The organism is Pseudomonas sp. RW3S2 (assembly GCF_014268955.1).
GTDB classification, from domain to species: domain Bacteria; phylum Pseudomonadota; class Gammaproteobacteria; order Pseudomonadales; family Pseudomonadaceae; genus Aquipseudomonas; species Aquipseudomonas wayambapalatensis.
This window is the reverse complement of the sequence record NZ_JABWRM010000006.1, coordinates 89,917-110,876: the sequence shown is the minus strand read 5'-3', so window position 1 is coordinate 110,876 and position 20,960 is coordinate 89,917. Positions and strand designations below refer to the sequence as shown.

At 61.2% G+C, this 20,960-nt stretch carries 16 protein-coding genes, 1 pseudogene and 1 riboswitch; of the genes and pseudogenes, 9 read left to right on the top strand and 8 right to left on the bottom strand.

Going from position 1 to position 20,960, the window contains the following annotated elements:
- Positions 1-2: 2 nt before the first annotated feature.
- The 4 genes and pseudogenes from HU748_RS10695 to HU748_RS10680 form a co-directional block, all read right to left on the bottom strand.
- On the bottom strand, positions 3-2,588 hold the full coding sequence (locus tag HU748_RS10695) for a fimbria/pilus outer membrane usher protein (RefSeq protein ID WP_238343327.1): 2,586 nt from the start codon (positions 2,586-2,588) through the stop codon (positions 3-5).
- Between the two features lie 42 nt (positions 2,589-2,630).
- Positions 2,631-3,332: a molecular chaperone gene (locus tag HU748_RS10690; protein ID WP_186669211.1), complete on the bottom strand. Its 702-nt coding sequence runs from the start codon at positions 3,330-3,332 to the stop codon at positions 2,631-2,633.
- A gap of 61 nt (positions 3,333-3,393) precedes the next feature.
- Entirely contained in the window at positions 3,394-3,915 is a 522-nt protein-coding gene (locus HU748_RS10685) for a fimbrial protein (protein ID WP_238343326.1), read from the bottom strand.
- A gap of 424 nt (positions 3,916-4,339) precedes the next feature.
- Positions 4,340-4,450: pseudogene (locus HU748_RS10680) on the bottom strand (IS5/IS1182 family transposase); the annotation flags it as partial.
- A 228-nt stretch (positions 4,451-4,678) separates the two neighbouring features.
- Here HU748_RS10680 and HU748_RS10675 point away from each other — a divergent pair.
- From HU748_RS10675 to HU748_RS10655, 5 genes are all read left to right on the top strand, one after another.
- A complete protein-coding gene (locus tag HU748_RS10675) occupies positions 4,679-5,023 on the top strand; it encodes a hypothetical protein (protein WP_186669209.1) in 345 nt (114 codons plus the stop codon).
- Positions 5,024-5,134: 111 nt separating this feature from the next.
- Entirely contained in the window at positions 5,135-7,957 is a 2,823-nt protein-coding gene (locus HU748_RS10670) for an ATP-binding protein (protein ID WP_186720310.1), read from the top strand.
- Positions 7,954-9,153 (top strand): EAL domain-containing response regulator, encoded by a 1,200-nt coding sequence (locus HU748_RS10665; protein WP_186669205.1) that lies wholly within the window; start codon positions 7,954-7,956, stop codon positions 9,151-9,153. The genes HU748_RS10670 and HU748_RS10665 overlap by 4 nt, the downstream gene beginning before the upstream one ends.
- Before the next feature lie 116 nt (positions 9,154-9,269).
- On the top strand, positions 9,270-12,173 hold the full coding sequence (locus tag HU748_RS10660) for an ATP-binding protein (RefSeq protein ID WP_186720308.1): 2,904 nt from the start codon (positions 9,270-9,272) through the stop codon (positions 12,171-12,173).
- A 31-nt stretch (positions 12,174-12,204) separates the two neighbouring features.
- Positions 12,205-12,852, top strand: coding sequence for a response regulator (locus tag HU748_RS10655; RefSeq protein ID WP_186669201.1), 648 nt, complete (start codon positions 12,205-12,207; stop codon positions 12,850-12,852).
- A 585-nt stretch (positions 12,853-13,437) separates the two neighbouring features.
- Here HU748_RS10655 and HU748_RS10650 read toward each other — a convergent pair.
- Positions 13,438-14,406 (bottom strand): aminotransferase class III-fold pyridoxal phosphate-dependent enzyme, encoded by a 969-nt coding sequence (locus HU748_RS10650; RefSeq protein WP_346655463.1) that lies wholly within the window; start codon positions 14,404-14,406, stop codon positions 13,438-13,440.
- On the opposite strand from HU748_RS10650, the gene HU748_RS26410 reads away from it, so the two are divergent.
- Positions 14,371-14,562: a DUF3077 domain-containing protein gene (locus HU748_RS26410; protein WP_346655462.1), complete on the top strand. Its 192-nt coding sequence runs from the start codon at positions 14,371-14,373 to the stop codon at positions 14,560-14,562. The genes HU748_RS10650 and HU748_RS26410 overlap by 36 nt on opposite strands.
- Before the next feature lie 289 nt (positions 14,563-14,851).
- A riboswitch (FMN riboswitch) is annotated at positions 14,852-14,993 on the top strand.
- Between the two features lie 79 nt (positions 14,994-15,072).
- On the top strand, positions 15,073-15,723 hold the full coding sequence (gene ribB, locus HU748_RS10645) for a 3,4-dihydroxy-2-butanone-4-phosphate synthase (protein ID WP_186669198.1): 651 nt from the start codon (positions 15,073-15,075) through the stop codon (positions 15,721-15,723).
- Between the two features lie 51 nt (positions 15,724-15,774).
- Here ribB and HU748_RS10640 read toward each other — a convergent pair whose 3' ends face one another.
- The 3 genes from HU748_RS10640 to HU748_RS10630 are packed head-to-tail and all read right to left on the bottom strand — an operon-like array spanning position 15,775 to position 19,469.
- Positions 15,775-16,965, bottom strand: a complete 1,191-nt coding sequence (locus HU748_RS10640) for an SGNH/GDSL hydrolase family protein (protein ID WP_186720305.1) — start codon at positions 16,963-16,965, stop codon at positions 15,775-15,777.
- Between the two features lies 1 nt (position 16,966).
- A complete protein-coding gene (locus HU748_RS10635) occupies positions 16,967-18,079 on the bottom strand; it encodes an SGNH family hydrolase (RefSeq protein ID WP_238343325.1) in 1,113 nt (370 codons plus the stop codon).
- Positions 18,066-19,469: an MBOAT family O-acyltransferase gene (locus HU748_RS10630; protein ID WP_186720304.1), complete on the bottom strand. Its 1,404-nt coding sequence runs from the start codon at positions 19,467-19,469 to the stop codon at positions 18,066-18,068. Before HU748_RS10630 ends, HU748_RS10635 begins: the two co-directional genes overlap by 14 nt.
- Before the next feature lie 257 nt (positions 19,470-19,726).
- Here HU748_RS10630 and HU748_RS10625 point away from each other — a divergent pair, with 257 nt between their 5' ends.
- Positions 19,727-19,969 (top strand): exodeoxyribonuclease VII small subunit, encoded by a 243-nt coding sequence (locus HU748_RS10625; protein ID WP_186669195.1) that lies wholly within the window; start codon positions 19,727-19,729, stop codon positions 19,967-19,969.
- Complete coding sequence (gene ispA / locus HU748_RS10620) at positions 19,966-20,853, top strand: (2E,6E)-farnesyl diphosphate synthase (RefSeq protein ID WP_186669194.1); 888 nt, start codon at positions 19,966-19,968, stop codon at positions 20,851-20,853. Before HU748_RS10625 ends, ispA begins: the two co-directional genes overlap by 4 nt.
- Positions 20,854-20,960: the final 107 nt, after the last annotated feature.

The window sequence follows — 20,960 nt, the reverse complement described above, 5'->3', positions numbered from 1 at the left end:
CCTTAGGAGCTCATCGGTGAACGCGCGCAGGTGATCGCTATCTGCTCGATGCCTTCGCCCTTGAGCGCGAAGTGTTCGAGATCCAAAGGCGCTTGACACCAAGGTTTGCCGTCCACCTCGACGATCAATTGCGATACATCCGGCACCCCCGTGAGGTATACCCGGCCGCTGTCGGCAATCATGGCGCTACTGAGCAAATGGCCGGCCTGGTCACTGAGAGTGGCCTGGGCCGCAAACGGCGCTTCCTCACCGTCTGGTGTCACCAGCCTGACCAACAGACGTCGACCGTTACGGGTTTCGAAAGCCGCCTTGATGAAGGCGCCGCGTGTAGGCGAGACTTCTTGGACCAGATCACTGATGTCAGTGGTGTCAGACAAGGTGTCGGTGTTGAGCGACACTTTGTTAGCCCGATAAGGCTGAGCTGACGGCACGATGGTATAGCCGGACTGATTGGTGCGGATGCCGCTGCGCGACTTAACGCCAACGCCAGCGGCGCCCGGCGTAGAGACGATGATGTTGGTCTCGCCCAATGGCTGGGTGAACATGACAGTATCGCTGGTGGCGACCAGGCCACCTTCGACGCCATAGTCGAATTGCGTGCTTTGCCGATCAGAGCTGTAGGCACCGTGCCAAACGGCATTGGCGGCGTTGTAGCGCGCGGCCAGCGAATGTCCCGTCAAGCGGTCACCCTGGGTATCGCGCTGCTCCAGGCCCAGGTTGTAGGTCAATGCGTTGTCGGCAAGCAGCGAGTCGCTCAAATTGAGGTTGCGGTTGGCGTTGCCAGCATTGTCGCGGCTGGCTCCCGCACTTACCCTGCGACTCGACCCTGGACCGCCGAGCGGCAGGCTGACCCCTATCGATACACTGTTCTGGGTTTGCCCTGCCCCGCGCGCTTGGGCCAGGCTCAGGGTATAGGCTGCACTGCCGACGCTGAAGTTATAGCCCAATTGAAGCGAGGTGGTACTGCGTGTCTGGTTCCAGAACTGGGTCTTGCTAAGGTTGGCAAACATTCCGCCATACGCGCCAAACTGCTGCGAAATATTGGCGGTGAACGCACTTTTCATATGCCCGGAAAAGTACTCGGAAGCTAACAACGCGCTGTCGAGCAAGTGTTCGTCATCAATCACTGCGGTCGCAGGCGATTTGGCACGCAAGTTGACCGCCTCGTTGAAACTGTAATAGCCCGCTGTGGAATAACGGTAGCCAACCAGACTGAAATTGGTGTCGGTCGCCTCTACGGACTTCGAGTAGCGAAAGCGATACGACTGGCCAGAACTGCTGCGCGCATCGATACCACGCGTCGCTGCCTGAGTCACGTCAAGAGAAATTGCGCCAAAGCCTGCGATGTCCTGCGCGATGCCGAACAGCGCGGAACGATAATCAGCGCTCAAGATGCTGCCGGCCAGCAGCGTCGTGCCGCTGGCCACGCCGCGGCGGTAGCTAAGCTGGGCGAAGGTCGGTTTTGGCAGGCCGGACGTCGAGTTGGCGGAACGATACTGGCCCACGGTGAATTCATAGCTCTGCTGCCCTTCGCGCAGCATGTAAGGCACCGACGAGAACGATTGAACGTAGACCTGACGATCGCCATTGGGCCCTTCCACGGTCACTTCGATGTCACCATTATTGGGTGTGGAATACAGGTTTTTCAGCGCAAACGGGCCAGACGGCACCCACTGCTCGCTAATGACATAACCACGTTGACGCAGCGTCACCAACGAGCGACCGTTGGCGATCCCGCGGATCACTGGGGCGAAGTTACGCGCATCATCCGGCAGCATGTCCAAGTCCGTCGCGACACTGACGCCGCGATAGGAAATCGCATCGAACAAGTCACTGCTGGTCGCACCCTCGCCAACGGTCGCAATGGCCATACTGTCGCCGAGCGCATGCTGGACATAGGTATCCACCGACTTCCACTGGCCTGCCGTGCCAGTACTTTTCTGGTACGTAGAGAAATTACGCAGACGCCATGCACCGGCATTGATCCCACTGCGCAGGCTGCCGAATTCTGCTTGCCGGCGGCTGTTGTCGTTGCGGTTATCGCTGCCGGTGAACGTGTAGTTGGCGAACGCCACAGACTCACCGTCCGACCAACGCCGACGCCGCAACTCGAAGGGCACTTCGCCAATGAACGCTTGAGGGACTTGCAACTGCAACTGCTGTTTGCCGAAGTTGTAGTCATACGTCACGCCAGCCAAGCTGCCGGAAAACGCTATACACCCATGTTCGTAACTTTCGGCGCTCGCAAGACGGTCAGTATCGACGCCCAACTCCTGCAACGCAGCCAGGGTAAAGCAAGGGTACAACGCGGTGATGCTCGCCGGCTGGTCTGCCGGCGTGCGGATGAACTGCACATCCCGCACATCCAGCGCCTTGCCGTTCAAGCTGAGCGACACCTGGTAGATTCCGGGCAATTGGCCTTGACTGAGCGCACCAACTTGCGCAACCACAGCCTCACCGCCGCGTCCTCCGCCGATTTCCAGAAAGCTGGGATCGAAATCAATGGCAGCCAGCGCACTGGATGGACCAGCGCAAACGAAAACCAAGGATAGACAGGCAGCCGGGGTGTGACGCAGCCGCTGACTCATGCGCCCCGTTGCCATGGCGTATCCCTCATGCAAGCAAATGAATTAATTGACCAGGGTCTTTACCGGTGCTTCGACTGCGCTGCCGTACTCATTGATGTAAGTAAGGTTAATCGTGTCGCCTGCGCGTACAGGGAGGTCAACGATCCTACTTTCGCCTGGCTTGATGAGTTCGAGCAGCCCTTTACGCTCGATGCCATTGACCACCAGCTTGCTGACGACCACGTGGTAGCCAGACGGGTTTTGAATATGCAGACGGCCCTGTCCAGCTGAAGCTTTTAGCCCTGCCACAGCGTCAACTAAATTGCCTTGCAACCCCTCAGGGCGATAAAAAAGTTTGATACTGGTTTTAACGGCAATCTGCAGCACGTTCTGATGGGCCGGATCGGTGGACTTTGCGGGAATAGCTTTTACATTGACCGTAAACAAACTTTCTTTATCGCTGGCGAAGACACTTTTATCGATGGCCATAATCCGCAGCATGTTCTGACTACCGGGATCGAGGCGGAACAATGGAGGCGTAATCAGAAAGGCATCGCTGCTGCTCTCACTGCCACCGTACTCACTGACCCAGGACTGGATCAGATAAGGAATATTGTCTTCAGCGGAGTTGGTTACTGACAGGCTCGCTTCCTTTTGCTTGGCCTGATAGACGACCCGCGTGGCGCCTACATTGACACCCGCATGCGCCAGCACGCTGCTAAGGCTAAGTACCAGGGCGAACAACCCTGCGAGTTTCGATTTCATCTGATGTCACACCCTTGGCCCAGGATCCACGCTGCACGTGGACCCTGGTGATTCAGCGTAATTAGCGATAAGTGATGTCGAAGCTGGCAATGGCATTGACGCGACCGGTGCCAATACCACGCGCAGTGACGGCACCGTCGGTGTCTACCGTGTCGGCTACCAGGCGCACGTAAGAGGCAGTGAAGTCGAAGGTGTTGCTGGCTGGGCGCAGGCTGTAGGCAGCGCTTTCAGTGTTGAGCGGCAGCTTGGCACCGGTGCGGGCATCGGCGATCTGAATACCCACGCCTGCAACCTGATTGCTGCCGACCATGCCCAATACCGTCGCATCGCTGGCGGCTTGCTGACCGCTGAACTTCACGGTTGCGTTACGCAGGGTCGGCCCGCTGCAGTTCTCCAGCGAAATGCTGAAAGGTGTACCGCCATTGGCAGCCAGGGCACCGACGGTATTAGGGAAGTCTGCGATACGCACTTGACCCATATCGACAGACTGAGTAGCACTTTGAGTATTGATTGTGCACGCGTTGTCATTGACCACGCCTGTGAACTCGATTTGACCATCGGCCGCTTGCGCAGCGGTGAGCATGAAAGAAGTTACCAGGGCAGCGCAGGACAATGCGGAGTATTTGATTGAACGAACAGACATGACAGGCCTCGCTTTATAAGTGATAGGTCCCTGGCAACGCATACTGTCAGCAGGGGATTGAACTATCGCTTAGCTCACCCGTGATCAACATAAGACGAATCTCAAAAGCCAATCTGCCCAGCACAGGCCAACTAATAGAGACAGAGGCGCCATTCAGCAAATAGGTTTCCACGGAAAAATAGTTGGCCTTCAGGCATTAGGAAACCCCAAGCGAAGTTTCTGACCAACCGGAAATGGGCGGCATGGGCATGCAGAAAAGCCCGATGTTCAGGTGCTGATTTTATTGGATGACCAATGCAACGCTTTGGTTATCTGCCCCTGGTGCACAGCCCCCCCACACCACGAAATGATTGCCAGCGTACCTGCGACGAGCCGCAATCTGCCAGATCGCGGGTCGCCCTTCATGCGCCGGCCGTTTCTCCACGCCGGTATGACCCGCTTCGGCACAGATAAAACTTTCCTAGCCATGCAACAGGTGGCGGGCGCCGCTACATCGGCCACATTCGCCGCGGCACCATGCCCGGGCAGTTGATCAGAGTGCTATTTCAGCCCCGCTAAGGGGGTCTGTACTGACTTGATGGAAAAATCCTCGCGGCAGGGAATCGTGCATGCCGGACCATTCGTCGGGTGAAAGGATTCAGCTCTCACCCTATTTGGCCGCCAGCCGATAAGCCGATTAGTCACTCAAAATTGGAATGCAAACATGAAAGGATTTTTCGTTGCTGCGGTGCTCTGCTCTTTGCCCCTATTGAGCCAGGCCGAAGATAGGACGCCGCTGCATGGCACTGTGCGCTTCACTGGAGCGGTCGTGACTGGACTCTGCAATGTCACCACGTACAGCCAAGGCAGGGTGTGGGAATCATGTGCGCAGGATGCGACGTTTTCGACCTTGACGGTTCAAGCCGCTGCGAGCACACCGCCCCAGCACATCAGCATCCAGCCATTGCCGCAGCCCTCAACCAAGATGGATCAGGAGTATGTACTGATCAACGCCACGGGCAGCGCGGTCAAACAAGGCCGCTATGTGATTACCCAGAAAGTGCTTTGAAGCATGCCTAAGCATCCCCCCATGCTCAGCAGCCGCTGACCAAGGCTTGCCGACTAGAGATTGAGATCCGTCCTATTCAGGACACGGCAGCCGCGCACTAGGCTGGCGCCGATGAGACCTGACCACCTGATCCCGACGCTCCACTCCTCGCTCTCGACGCCGCAGGCGGCGCGCAAGCTCCTGTGCCTGTTCGCCTTCAGCCTTGTAGCGGGAGTGTTCATCGGTGCTTACAGCTACCTTCGTGTAACGCTGAATCAGGAGATATCGTCCCGCCGCAGCTACATGAACGAAGCGATCTTTGATGCTCAGGGTTTCTTCGTCAGCCGCCAGACGCTGCTCAAAGGGTTGGGGTTGTCTACGGTCAGGCAACCCACGCTTGCCGCCGCCGAAACCAACAATGTGCCGGAAGAGGAGATTCATATCATCCTCGGCCAGGACCATGAAATCTGGAGCCTATGGCTGACCCGGCGCATGCTCGATTACTTGCGGACCAACGAGGTCAACCTGATCTATGTGCCGCAAACGCCAGGCGCAGAGGTGCAACGCCTGTTCACCGCCGCCACCCATGCTGAGAGCATGCCCTCGCGGGTGCTTGAGCGCGTGCGATCGGCCAACGATATCCAGGCGTCTCAAGATGAACTCTGGCTGACCGATCCCGGCCGACTGGATTCACCGCTGTATATCTTCATCAGAATGGACGAACGCAAGGCCACCTCAGGCTGGCTGGGGCTCGAGGTCGATGGCCCAAACCTGATCAAAGCCCTGCAGCACGAGCAGGCTGGTGACTTCAAGTTGCTGGATGCCAATGGTCAACTGATTCTGAGCAACGCCCCGCTCCCGCCTGCAAGCACGCGACGGGCTGATAACGTCCCGACGTCCACCAGCTTCGGCTGGGAGGGCGGGTTCTGGTTGCCGGAAAGGCTGACTATCCGCAAACATCTGGACTATTCCAACTGGCAAATCATCTACAGCATACAACTGAAATCCTTGCTTCCCAGCTTGGCAATACCGCTTGCGGCGGCGCTTCTTATTTGCCTTCTGGCCACGGTGTTCATGCTCTGGTGCGTCAAGCGGATCAACCAGCGGTTGATCGTGCCGGCCGCCGCGCGTATTGACGCCCTGATAGAAAGCGAGGCGTTCTGCAGCGCAGTGATTCACGTCGCCCCTGTGGCCTTGTGCGTGCTGCGCCGCAGCGATGGCGCGGTGGTGCTGGAAAATCAACTATCGACACAGTGGCTGGGGATGGGCGATGAGCGAACGCGGCTATGCCATCAATGGATTGACCGCGCTTTTGGCTCCGAAACAGAGCGAAGCAGCACCGACGAACTACAGATGGCGGACGGTCGACATCTGTTCCTGAGCTATGCTCCAACGCGCTATCAGCGCGAAGATGTACTGATCTGTGCATTCAGTGACATCACCGAACGCAAAACCACCGAAATGGCCTTGCAGCAGGCTCGCACCCTGGCCGACGCAGCCAATGAAGCCAAGACGCTGTTCCTGGCAACGATGAGCCACGAAATCCGCACCCCGTTGTATGGCGTGCTGGCAACGCTCGAACTGCTTTCCCGGACTCAGCTGGACACACAGCAGCGCGGCTACCTCACCGCGATCGAAGGCTCCTCGGCATCCTTGCTGCAATTGATCTGCGATGTGTTGGATGTGTCGAAGATCGAAGCCGGCCAGTTGGCACTGGAGCTCACGACTTTTGCGCCGCTGGAGCTGACTCAGGACGTAATCCAGAACTATACCGGAGCGGCCCAGAGCAAAGGCCTGCAGCTGTTCGCCTGTATTGATCCGCGACTGCCCGAGCACGTGCTGGGGGACGTCACCCGGATTCGTCAGATTCTCGGCAACCTGCTGAGCAACGCAGTCAAATTCACCGAGACCGGACGCATTGTGGTGCGCCTGCTGCTGATGTCCCGCGAGGGCGAACGGGCCATGTTGCAGTGGCAGGTCGTCGATACCGGCAAGGGCATTCCTACGCAGGATCAACAACAGCTGTTCGAGCCGTTCTTTCAAAGCAGCCCGACCGCCAATGTGGTCGCTGGCACCGGCCTGGGCCTGTCCATCTGCAAGCGCCTGGTGCACTTGATGAATGGCTCGCTCAGGGTGTTCAGCGAACCGGGCCTGGGCAGCAGCTTCACGTTCACCCTGCCGCTCGAGCAGGTCTCAGCGCACACGCAGTACGCCTGGGCTCAGCCACTGGTCAGTGAGCGCATCTATGTCCACTCGCAGGTGCAGGAACTGGCTGAGCACACTGCGGGCTGGCTGCGCCGCTGGGGGGCACGGGCACAGCTGACAGGCCAGGATACGAGCCAACTGGATACTGGCGCGACGCTGGTCGAGCTGTGTCCAGGTCAGGCCAGTACCACCCTCAAAGATGACTGGAATGGTAATCGGGTCGTGGTGGCGCAGGATGCACACGGCATTGTCCAGGTCGACGAGCGCACCTGGCGCGTGGGGCTGAACAACCTTCAGGCACTCAATCGTGCCGTCGGCCAAGCGTTGGGCATAGAACTGCAAGACGAGCCGATGAAGCCTGTCACGGTTCAGAAAGGCCGGCTGAATCTGCACCTGCTGGTGGCAGAAGACAACATGATCAATCAGCTCATTCTGCGCGACCAACTCGAGGAACTAGGCTGCACCGTGGTGCTGGCGCGCGACGGTGTCGAGGCCCTGGCGCTGTGGCAAGACGCCGACTTCGACATCGTCCTGACCGATGTCAACATGCCGCGCATGAACGGCTATCAACTCACCGGAGAGCTGCGCGCAAGGGGCTGCAGCGTACCGATCATCGGTGCTACTGCCAACGCCATGCTGGATGAGGCAGAGCGTTGCCTGGGGGCAGGCATGGCACACCTGCTTGTCAAACCCTTCACGCTGCACGCCTTGTACCAGTGCTTGCAGCCTTACCAGAGAAGCGTGTCGTGAACGTGTATCGCGTGCTAATAGTCGAGGACCATCCGTTTCAACACCAGTACCTGACGACTGTCTTCCAGGCGGCAGGCGGCTTTGAGGTGGAACTGGCCTGGGATGGCGCCACTGCACTGCAGCGCCTGGCAAGTAGCCGATATGACTTGCTGCTGACTGACCTGATGATGCCGCATATGGACGGTGTGCAACTGATACAGCAACTGGCGCAACTGCATCGTCCCCCTGCCCTGGCATTGATGACCGCAGCATCGCGACGCATGCTGGTTGGCTCCGGCCAGGTCGCCAAGAATCTTGGGCTGCGCGTCGCCGGCCTGATCTCCAAACCGGTCCGAGAGGCTGAAGTTGTCGGTTTGCGCGAACGACTCGATGACCTCACCGAGCAGGCCCGAGCATTCAGCAGCAGACCGCGAGGCTGCCGTTCGCGCAGCACCTTGGCCAAGGCACTCGAGAACGGTGAAATCCAAGCGTGGTTCCAGCCGAAGATGTCGCTGCATGACGGAAGCATCGTAGGTGCCGAGGCGCTCGCGCGCTGGGTACATCCTGCCGAAGGTTTGCTTATGCCCGGCGCTTTTCTCGATGAGATCGAAAACGCCGAACTGGAAATCGAGCTGCTCACCTGCATGCTGGGTCAAACCCTTGGCGCCCAGGCACAGTGGGAGCGCATGGGCCATCCGCTGCCTGTATCGATCAATCTGCCGACCCACCTGCTCGATCATGCCGACCTGGTCGACCGCTTGCTGGCCCAGGTACGGATCAACCAGGCCGACCCCCGCCAGATCACCTTCGAGCTCACCGAGACCTCTACCACCCAACTGTCCAGCAGCTACTACGCCGGTGCATGTCGCTTGCGGCTGATGGGGTTCGGCCTCGCTCAGGACGACTTCGGCAGGGGGTACAGCTCGTACTTCAATCTGGTGTCGACACCGTTCACGGAGCTCAAGATCGACCGCTCGCTGGTATCAGGCTGCGGCGAAAACGACGGCTTGGCGTCAGCCTTGCTCAGCATCACCGAACTGGGACGCAAGCTTGGCCTCATCACGGTCGCCGAGGGTGCAGAAACCCAAGCCGAATTGGCAGTGCTTCGCCGAATCAAGTGTGACCACGTGCAGGGTTTTATCATCTCTCCAGCAGTCGCGCGAGATGACTTGGCCAATTTATTAAGGGAAGATGGCCCACGGCCAGCACTAATTTGAAACCTCATGGTCAAACGATTCAGCTCAGGGAAGTGCTGACTGTTCAAGGACGATAGACGCTATTTGCGCACCTTTAGCGTCGGTCTATTTTCTTCCTTTAGCCGAGCCCTACCCCCATGAAACACGCGAGCCTACACCTGGACGCCCTGGCGCTGAGTTCCCAACGCCTGAACAAAGCTCTGTTGCTGATGACAGGCTTGCTGATACTTCTGTCCAGCACCTGCTACTGGGCGGTGTCGCGGCTGCTGGAGGCCGAACAACAGCGCGTCGAATTTCATTTCGCTCGGGTCGTGGAAATCATCCACGAGCACGAGTCGTTTATGCGAAATGTAGCTACCGGCTACCGTTACAGCAGCTCGCCGCCCCTGCACTCGGTACAGTCCGTTTCAGTGATCCAGACTCAGCCTATTGGTGATCAGGTGTTGCTCAAGGCCAAAGGTTTCGACCTTTCGTTGCCGTTCTCCCTGGCCCATGGCCCAGGCTATAGCAAAGAAGACGAAGGCCGAGCGCTGGCCTTGGGCGTGCAGATGACCGACTACTTTGGCGGGTTCTGGGCCAGTTCATTCTATTCTTCACCACAACTGTTCATTCTCAGCCCGGCCGGCGAAGCCAGCCTGGCAATTCCCGCCGCAGATGCACCTCGCCAGCATCTGCCGCTGCTGCAAGAGCAATACAGCTCTGTCATCAACCGTCTGCAGCAGATCCTGCCCTCACAGACCCTGCTGAACGATCATCGTGTGCGCTGGATGCGCGCGCCCTCGCAGCTGTACCAGAAGCACCGCAGCATTGTCGCGATGATCGGCCTGGACGCTGCCAGTGCCCTGCTTCCTGCCGGCAAAGCGAATGGCCTGCTGGTCCTAGCCGCCGCCGTCGATACCGCCCAGGTCGATGAGTTCGAGCGGGTGCTGCAATTGCCGGTGTACAACCAGTTCACCCTGATCTCGCCTGAGGACGACGTAGTGCTCGGCGCTCTGGAGCCAGGCACCACTGCTCCTTTGGGGCTGAGCTTCAATCAGCAGGGGCTGCGTTTCAAGTTGATATCGAACTCCGGGGAGCGCTGGACCGGCCTTTATGCAATCAGCTATCAGGACTTTCTGCGCTATGCCAAATGGCCGTTGACGGGGCTGATGCTGACGTTTATTGCGGCGATTCTGGTCGGCCTGTGGATCAACCGCTGGTACCAGACCCGTATCGTCATACCAGCTCAAAAGGCGCAAGAACGCCTGTTCGAGAACGAGTCATTCAACCGCCTGATGCTGCACAACGCACCCGTTGGTTTGTGTGTTCTGCGTCGCAGTGACCGCAAGCTGCTGCTGGAAAACCAGCGCGCTGCGCAGTTGGCTGCCACCCCAGCCGTCCTCCAATTGCTGGAAAGCCATGATGGCGATCAGGCGCCCGGGGAGACCTGCCTGCTGGTCGACGGTCGCTATGTTCAGGTCGTGGTCGTGGCCGCCCGCTACGAGGGCCAGGACGTGTTCCTGTGTGGCTGCAATGACATCACACGGCATGTAGACGAGACCTTGATGCTGAACCAGGCACACCGCCGCGCCACTGCCGCCAACGAAGCCAAGACCGTGTTCCTGGCGACCATGAGTCACGAAATCCGCACGCCGCTTTATGGCGTGCTGGGCAATCTGGAACTGCTCTCGCTGACTGATATGACCGAGCGTCAACGCCACTACCTGGAAGTCATCCAGGGCTCGTCAACGGTGCTGTTCCAACTGATCAGCAACGTACTGGACGTATCCAAGATCGAATCGGGCCAGATGCCGGTTGAGGAGGCGCCGTTTGACCCCGCTCAACTGGTGGAGGATGCAGTGGTTGCCTTCAGCGCAACCGCACGCAACAAAGGCCTGGATATCGAAGCGGAGATAGATCCGCAGATCCCCAAGCAGATCCTGGGTGATGCCGGGCGGCTGCGGCAGATACTGCACAACCTGTTGGGCAACGCCATCAAGTTTACCGACTCGGGCCGTGTTCGCCTGCGTCTGACTGTGCAATCGCGCAACGCCGACTGCGTCTCGCTGCAATGGCAGGTCACCGATACCGGCGTCGGCATCAGGGAGCAAGCGATTGAGCAACTTTTCAAACCGTTCTATCAGGTCGCGCCCGGCCAGGATGGCAATGGTGCAGGGTTGGGTCTGTCGATCTGCAAAAAGTTGAGCGAACTCATGGGCGGGAGCATGCGGGTTGTGAGCGAGCCCGGGCTGGGCAGCAGCTTCTCTCTGCTGATCACCCTGCCTATCGTTCACACTGCGCCACCGCCACCGCCGACCTCACTGCTGCCTACATGCCTGGATGAGCCCTGCCTGAACGTGCGCGTACTGGTTGCAGAGGACAATCCGGTCAGCCAAGCGGTGCTGCGCGAGCAGCTCGAAGCGCTGGGTGCCCACCCGACGGTTGCCAACGACGGTCAACACGCACTGAAACTGTGGCATACCCAGACATTCGACCTGGTCATCACCGACATCAACATGCCACGTCTCAACGGTTATGAGCTGGCGCAAGCCCTGCGCGTGCAGGGCGTGGATGTACCGATCATCGGCGTTACCGCCAACGCCCTACGTGAAGAAGGCGAGCATTGCCTGGCCATGGGCATGAGCGCCTGGGTGGTCAAACCGCTGAGCCTGGGCATGCTCCGCCAAGCCCTGATGTCGCACTGCCGTAAAGCCAATAGCCAGCAGTTGCAGCCTTTGGCGCCGTCGGCAAAGGACGATCAGGAAGGCTGGATCGAGCTGTCGCCTGCCATGCGTGAGCTGATGGCTCAGACGCTGGTGGCGGACATTTCTCAGATCGAGCAAGGGCTTCAGGCGTCAGATGCACTTGTCGTGCGTCAACGCCTGCACAGCATGAGTGGAGCTCTGGCCAGTGTGCACGCACAGGCACTCCACCACCTCTGCCAGCAACTGGAAGAAGCGTTGCATGCGGGTCCGCTCGACGCGCCGCTGATCGTACAGATCAGAGCCCTCTGCGCCCGCCTCGCGGCATTGGCGCAATCTTTGGCCGAGCAAACTCAATGATGCCTACCATCTACTGCAAGAGATTCCACCAATGTCTCAATTGAAGATCGTCATCGCCGATGACCATCCCATAGTGCTACTCGGCGTGCGCGAAATCATCCAGCGCGATGGGCGCTACACCGTAGTAGGCGAGGCGGTCAGCTCCAGTGAGTTGATCGAGCAGCTGCGCAAGCACAACCCGCAGCTGCTTATCACCGACTTCAACATGCCCGGCGATGCCACCTATGGCGATGGCCTGAAGTTGATCGAGTACGTGCTGCGCAATTTCCCACAGACGCAGGTCCTGGTGCTGACGATGATTTCCAACAGCCTGATCCTGTCACGCCTGCAGGAACTGGGGGTTGTCGGCGTGATCCAGAAAAACCACCTGCATCAAGAGATCGAGAAGGCGTTGACCGCTCTGAGTTCGCAGCGTCGCTACACCAGCCCTAAACCCGAGGCGCGCTCGGTGCTGGTCCGCCCCGGCCAGGTAGAGGATCGCTTTCAAAGTCTCTCGCCTCGTGAAATGGAGGTGCTGCGCCTGTTCGTGACTGGCTTGTCGGTGAGTGACATTGCGCGGCAACTGTGCCGCAGCAACAAGACGGTGAGTGCACAAAAAGTGTCGGCCATGCGCAAGCTGGAGATCGACAGTGATCAAGAGCTGATGGCCTACTGCATAGAAACTCGTCAGTTTTCCTGACAACGCCCAGTAAGCGGGCTTCGTACCTGACGGCCGACACATGACACCTAGAACAGCGCAGGCAATGGTCTTTGCGGTACGCCGCAATAACGCAATAGCGCTGAGCGAGAACCTTCAGAGATAATCGATGATCGGCTGCACATGGGGCTGATAGCGTCCAAATGCAGGAGATTGATCACTTACCATGACAACCCGCACTGCCCGAGTTAGCCGCACGCCTGATTCTGCGACAGTGAAGCTCGAGGCGTCATACAGTCGCATATCCAGGACCGCAGGGCCTTGATCGAGATCGTGCAAGCGCAGCCCCAACCCTTAAAAGGATAGCGCTCAAGGTCACGCTGTCGCCTGCCGGGACACGGTCAATGAAACGCAGATTGACTTGCGTATTCTCGACATATCGAACTCCAACTTCAGCCCACAGCGGCGTTGCGGCCTTGAGCACGCTCAAACTGACTGGCGGTAGCGCAGCCGATTAAGTGATCGGGAACAGGGCCGCGCACAGGGAAACAGCCGAATCAGGATCAATAGCAAGATCGTGGGGGCGGGCTTGCCCGCGAGAAGAACACCGCGGTCCAAGCCACTCGGCTAGCAATCAACCAGCACCTGGGCAATCCGCTCCAGCCCCCAGTCCAGCTCATCGCGGCTGATGCACAGCGGCGGTGCGATGCGCAGCACGGTCTCGTGGGTTTCCTTGGCCAGCACGCCCAGCGCCATCAGCGCCTCGCAGTATGGCCGCGCCGGGCGGTCCAGCTCGATCCCGACCCACAGCCCACGGCCACGAATATCACGCACGAACGGCACCGCCATCTCACGCAGGCGCTGTTGCAGGTAGGCGCCGAGCTCGGCACTGTTCTGCGCCAGTTGCTCGTCTTGCAGCACGCGCAGCGCCTCCAGGCCCACCGCTGCCGCCAGCGGGTTGCCGCCAAAGGTCGAACCATGGCTGCCGGCATCGAACAGGTCCATCAGCGCATGGTCGGCGATGAACGCCGAGACCGGCAGGATCCCGCCGCCCAGCGCCTTGCCGACGATCAGGCCATCCGGGCGAATGCCCTCGTGCTCGAAAGCGAAGGTCTTGCCGGTCCGCCCAAGGCCGGACTGGATCTCGTCAAGAATCAGCAGGGTGTGGGTGGCGTCGCACAGCTCGCGCAACTGACGCAGGAAGCCCTGTGGCGGCACGCGAATGCCGGCCTCGCCCTGGATCGGCTCGATCAGCACGGCGCAGGTATTCGGGCCGATGGCGGCACGGAAGCTGTCGATATCGCCGAAGGTCGCAGTGTCAAAACCGTCGCTGAACGGGCCGAAGCCATCCTTGTACTGCGGCTCGGTGGAGAACCCGACGATGGTAGTGGTGCGACCATGGAAGTTGTCGGTGGCGGTGACGATACGCGCCTTGTCACGGGCGATGCCCTTGACCCGATAACCCCAGCGACGCGCGGCCTTGATCGCGGTCTCCCCGACCCACCTCTCCTGACTGCTGGCCTGGAAACTTTCCACGAGTCCGGCAACCCGCCTGTGGACATGTTCCGCATCCTGCCCGGCATCCCCGCCGAACACGCCTACGACGAAGTGATGAACCTGATCGCCTGCATCCGCCACCTGCTGCACGAAGGGTTGATGGAGCAGGACGCCCGGCTGCTGACCGCCGCCGACTACCTGAGCGCCTTTGCCAAAGCACTGATGACGGATGTCGAGCGCGGCAGGCTGCACTGAACTGTCTTGCTCAAAACCCAAAGACCGGCCTAATCCCTGTGGGAGCGGGCTTGTCCCGCGATCGGGCGCGCAGCGGCCGTAAAACCAGGCCCCGAGGTTTTTCAGGAAAAGATGGTCGCTTGGATTGCGGCCGCTTCGCGCCCGATCGCGGGACAAGCCCGCTCCCACAGGGGATTGGGCAGGCCTCAGATTTTTTGAGCAAGACAGTTGCTCCTACAAGGATTAAGGGCAAGGCGGGCATCGACTTAAGCAGGGCTTGCCAACAAACGGTCGGTTTGCGGTATGCTCCGCCGGTCTTCAGGGCGGGGTGAAAGTCCCCACCGGCGGTAAATCGAAAGATGAGCCCGCGAGCGCCCCGGCCATGCCGGGGGTCAGCAGATCTGGTGAGACTCCAGAGCCGACGGTCATAGTCCGGATGAAAGAAGGCGCAAGCGCGGGGCCATCGGGCGCCCTTGCGCGCGCATTTTGTTCGCCCCGAGACGTTCATCGATCATTCACGAGGAGCGTTTCATGTCCACCTTGCACCACTCGAAATTCCCCAACGTCACCGCCGCCATCGCCGCCTTCCAGGCCGGGCGCCCCGTACTGCTGCTCGACGACGACGATCGCGAGGACGAAGCCGATATCGTCGCCGCTGCCGAAAACCTGTCGCTGCAGACCATGGCCATGATGATTCGCGATTGCAGCGGCATCGTCTGCCTGTGCCTGGATGAAGCCACGGTCGATGCCCTGCAGCTCGCACCCATGGTGCAGAACAACCAGGCCCGCCACGGCACCGGCTTCACCGTCACCATCGAGGCGGCCGAGGGCGTGAGCACCGGCGTGTCGGCCCAGGACCGGATCACCACCATCGAAGCCGCACTGCGCTCGACCGCCGAGCAGCGTCATATCGTCAGCCCTGGCCATGTGTTCCCGTTGCGTGCGCGTGATGGTGGCGTGCTGACCCGCCGCGGCCATACTGAAGGCTCGGTGGACCTGGCGCGCCTGGCCGGGTTGCGGCCAGCGGCGGTGCTGTGCGAGCTGATGAACCCCGACGGCAGCATGGCCCGGGGCGAACAGGTGGCGGTGTATGCGCGCCAGTACAACCTGCCGGTGGTGACCATCGAGGAGCTGGCACGCTATCGCCAAGCGATGCTCGAACTTGAGGCGCAGCCCGCCTGACCTGCAGCGCGGCCCCTTGCAGGAGCCGCGCTGTATCTTTAAGGGCGGCGCTCAGCGCAGCCCCAACTGCCCCTTGAGGTAGGCGTATAACATTGCCGCACTCTTGCGATAGCCATCGGCGGTCAGGTGCACCAGGTCAGGCCGCCCCAGGCCGCTGGCCTGCCAGGCGGCGATCGAGCACGGCCCGCCCATCTCTGCCTGCCAATCCCAGAACAGCGCCTTGTACTTCTGCGCCGCCTGGCGCTGGATGCGGATCACGCTCGCCAGCGGCTGCGGCTGGCGCGCCGCGCAACTGGCGGCCTTGCGCTGCTTGATCGAATCGGGCGGCCCGACCAGCAGGATGGCCGCCTTGGGCATTTCCTGGCGCAAGCGGGCCAGGGTGGCGTCCAGCTGCGACTGGTACAGCGCCAGGTCGAGCTTGTCATCGAAGGCTTCGTTGGTGCCGTAGGCGAGGATCACCAGGTCAGGCCGCAACGCCTTGAGCGTGCCCTGCCAACCCGCTTGCCACTTGTCCACCACCTCCAGCCGTGCACCGTTGATACCCAACGATGAATAGGTGACCCCGGCGTTCTTCTGCCCCTGGATATACCAGCCGCCCAGCGCCACGCCCTGGGCGCCTTCCACGCTCAGTTGCAACGGCAGCCCAAGATTGATGAAGGCCGGGCTGAAGCGCCACTCACCATTGGTAGCCGGCAACATGCGGCGCTGGCTGCCATTGGCCACCAGCGTGCTGTTGCGCGTTGCCTGGTACAGCGCCGAGATCCGGTAGCGTTGTTCGTCGGGGTCGCGGGCCTGGATCTTCACGCCAGGGCGATCGACCACCGGCAGCGACAGGTAGCCACCCAACGGAAACTGGCTGCTCTGCTGGTTGCGCGCAGAAACCAGCTCCCACTGGCGCCGTTCGCTGGTGACGATGACCCGGTCGTTGCGAATTCCCGGCACCGGCGAAGCCGGCACCAGGCCAATGCCACCGTCGCCATAGCGGGCCTGCAGCAGCTTGCGCAGCTCACCGCTGAACAGGTCGGCAGCGGTGTGCGAATCACCCAGCTGAACGATGGAAATGGGCGCACGGCCGGCGTTGCGGAACTTGCCGGCGAGGAGCGCGAGGTTGCCGTCGTCGCGCCCCTTGGCGACAACGGCGGGCTTGGCCGCAGGCTGGGGTGGCGCGCTGGCGCCGGTGCTGCACGCGGGCAAGGCGCTGATCAGCAGCGCCACGCCCAGCAGGTGATGCCATAGGCGCATCTCAATGTCCTGTTGCAGTCAGGACCGGGAAGCTGATCAGTGACAGTACCTGCGCGGCGATCATCTTCTGGCCCGTGATGGTGAAATGAATGCCGTCGTCGACCCGGACCTTGACCCGCTTGCCCTCCGGCGTCTGCACCGTATACGAGAACTGCTCGTCGGGATAGCCGAGAATCGGGTTGGCCGAGACGTAGTGCTGGCCGAATTGCGCGGTGCGCTCCTGATAAAGGCCGCTGAGGTAGTTCATGGCCGTCGACAGCCGTGACTTCTCCATGTTCGGCGGGCCGACCCAGATCACCTGGACATTGTGCTCGCGGGCCTGCTCGAGGATCGCGTCGATGCGCTCACGGTAGGCCACTTCCCACTCCGGCGACTTGAAGCGCAAGAACGGCTTGCCCTTGCCCTGGGGCATGTCCCACGGGTCGTTAGGGCCGAGGAAGACCACCATCAGGCGGATCTTCGGCGCGCTGGCGAGGGTGTCGGCCACGGTCTTCGGCCAGTTGAAGAAGCCCGGGTAGGCAAGCCCGGTGCTCTGCCGACTGAGGTTGATGGTATGGATCTGGTAGCGCTTGCGCAGGCTGTTGGCCAGGTGCGGGGCGACGCCCTGCATCAGCGAATCGCCCACCAGGAACACTTCATCGCCCGCCGCCAGGGACGCCAGGGTGCCCGGTGCGACCATCTGCGCCACCGGCGGCTTCACGACCACGGGAGCCGCCGCTGGCACCTGCACCGGCGCGACAGGGTGCGCGGCAGTTGCGGCGACATGCACAGGCTTGGCAACAGGGGCCTGCAGATCGACACTCACCACCGGCATCGGCGCCGGCAGTTCGACCACAGGCGGCGCCTGCGCCACCGTGGCTTGCCCGCTCAGGCTGTCGAGGAAGCTGTCACGGCCCTGCTCCAGCGCAGCGGTCAGGCCCGCACCCAGGCGCCAGGCTGGCAATTGCCCCAGCACCGGCAGTTCGCAACTGTCGTGATACTTCTGCTGGCAATACAGGCTGATCGAGTCCTGGTTCAGCCAGAACAGCAGCCCTGTGGCGACCACCAGGGCATACAGCGTGCGCGCCGCGCCCATCTGCACCTGGAACAGCTGGCGGATATCAGAAGCTTGCATAGATGAACCCCGGCACACCCGATTGCGACGCGAAGATCACCAGCGACACGAAGACCGCCAGTGGCAGTGGGTACAGTTGCCAGGGCAGGCGCTGGCTGGCAGAAAAGCCCTGGCGCAGGGTCGCCAGCCACTGTGGATACGTGGCGACGTACAGCACACAGGCCAGCAGCGCTACACCGGTGGCCGAGTCGAGCCCGGCCAGGCTGACCTGGGCGATATCGCCCAGCATCTCCCAGGCGCCATCCAGGGTTGGGCTGCGGAAGAAGATCCAGGCGAAGGCCACGTAGTGGAACGTCAGCAAGCGGGCCAGCAGCCCGCTGCCCGGCAGGCGCGCAAAGCCCGGCCACAACTGCTCGAACAGCTTGTACAGCGCCAGCCCCACTCCATGCAGCGCGCCCCAGAGAATGAAATTCAGGCTCGCGCCGTGCCACAGCCCGGAGATCAGCATGGCCAGCAGCATGTTCAGGTTGCCGCGCCACACCCCTTTGCGATTGCCGCCCAGGGGGATGTAGATGTAGTCACGAATGAAGCGCGACAGGCTGATGTGCCAGCGCCCCCAGAACTCCTTGAGATTGCGCGCGGCATAAGGCGCGTTGAAGTTGTCCGGCAGGCGAAAACCCAGCAGCAGGGCGATGCCGGTGACCAGGTTGGTGTAGCCGCTGAAGTTGAAATAGATCAGGAAGCTGTAGCCATAGACGCTGAGCAGCACCTGCTCGGGGGTGAAGCTGCCCGGGGTTTCGAACACCGGATCGACCCACTGGCTGCCCAGCCAGCCGCTGAGCAGGAACAGCTTGACCACCGCCAGTGCAATCAGGCCAAGCGCCCGTTGCGGCTCCAGTACTTCGCGCATGGCCTCCGGGCGGATCTGTGGCAGCAGGTGCGCCGCACGATTGACCGGACCTGCGATCAGGCTGGGGAAGAAGGCCAGGTACAGGGCCAGGTCCAGCGGCGGCGCCGAGGCCATCTCACCGCGGTTGATCGACACCAGGTAGCTGACCGAATGGAAGGCATAGAACGACAGGCCGATCGGCACCAGTAGCTCGAGCACCGGCAGCGACACCTCGAGCCCGGCAGCCGCGAATGCGCCCTGCACACTGGCGGCGAAGAACTCCTGGTACTTGAACAGGTAGAAACACCCCAACACCAGCGCCAGCAGCAGCACGCCATTGAACCAGCGCCCGGGCTGGCGCGCAGCCAGCAACCCCAGCAGGTACACCAGCACACTGTAGCCAAGCAGGATGTACAACGATTGCAGGCTGAAACTCGCCACCAGCCCGTAGCTGGCCGCAAGCAGCAACAGGTTCTGCAGGCGCAGGCTCCAGCAAAGGCTCCAGTAGACAATGAAGAAGAGCGTGAAACAGAGGCCGAATTCGATCGAAAGGAAGCTCACAACGTAGTCCGTTACGTGACGTCGAGAAGGGGGGATTGCCGGAGGCCATCAAGATGCCCAGGCCAGAGCGGGCGGGATTATGGCAGAGCCCCAGTGGGGTCACAATCCGACCACGTCTCAAATTGCAATAAGAAAACTCTCGCACAAATGCAACAAAATACTACCAAGGAATGCCTTTCCGGGAGGCACCGCAATTTGCTCCCCCCGCCCCGCTCTGCTAGTGTCGCGCCGTTAAAAACGCCACCGAGACAGTCGCCATGGCCCGCAAGAAAACCTCCATCGATTTCGAACAATCCCTCGCCGACCTGCAAGCCCTGGTCGAGCGCCTGGAGACCGGCGAACTGTCGCTGGAAGAGTCGCTGGCAGCGTTCGAGCAGGGCATTGCCCTGACCCGCGACTGCCAGGGCGCACTGGCCCAGGCCGAACAGAAAGTGCAGATCCTCCTGGAGCGAGACGGCGAACTGGCCGCCCAACCCTTCGATGCGGAACCGGACGCATGATCAGCACCTATCAGGCCCAGTGCCAGGCACGCGTCGACGCGGCCCTCGAACCGCTGTTCGTGGCGCCGTCCAAGGAGCTCGAACGGCTCTACGCGGCGATGCGCTACAGCGTGATGAACGGCGGCAAGCGCGTGCGCCCGCTGCTCGCCTACGCCGCCTGCGAAGCCTTCGGCGTTGCGCCCGAGCAGGCCAACGGCGCGGCCTGCGCAGTGGAGTTGATCCATGCCTACTCGCTGGTGCATGACGACCTGCCGGCCATGGACGACGACGACCTGCGCCGCGGCCAGCCGACCACCCACAAGGCGTTCGACGAAGCCTGCGCCATTCTCGCTGGCGACGGCCTGCAGAGCCTGGCCTTCAGCGCCCTGCTCGATACCCGCCTGAGCCCGCAGACCGATGCCATTCGCCTGGCCATGGTCCAGGCCCTGGCCAAGGCCGCTGGCCCCGCCGGCATGGTCGGCGGCCAGGCCATCGACCTCGGTTCGGTCGGCCTGAAGCTCGACCAGAACGCACTGGAATACATGCACCGACACAAGACCGGCGCGTTGATCGAGGCCAGCGTGCGCCTCGGCGCCCTGGCCAGCGGCCGTGCCGAGCCCACCCAGTTGGATGCCTTGCAGACTTATGCACAGGCCATCGGTCTGGCCTTCCAGGTGCAGGACGACATCCTCGACGTCGAAAGCGATACCGCCACCCTGGGCAAGCGCCAGGGCGCCGACATCGCCCGCGACAAACCGACCTACCCGGCGCTGCTCGGCCTGGAGGCCGCCAAGGGCTATGCGATCGAACTGCGCGACCAGGCGCTGGTCGCACTTGAAGGGTTCGGTGAAAGCGCCGAGCCGCTGCGGGCGTTGGCGCGCTATATCGTCGAGCGCCGCCATTAAGGGGCTGCAGCTGGGCTTTTCGCGGGCGAGCCCGCTCCTACAACAGCAGCCGCCACCCGCGCGTGAATGGGCAGCTTTTCCCACAATGGGGTAAACTGCCGCGTCTT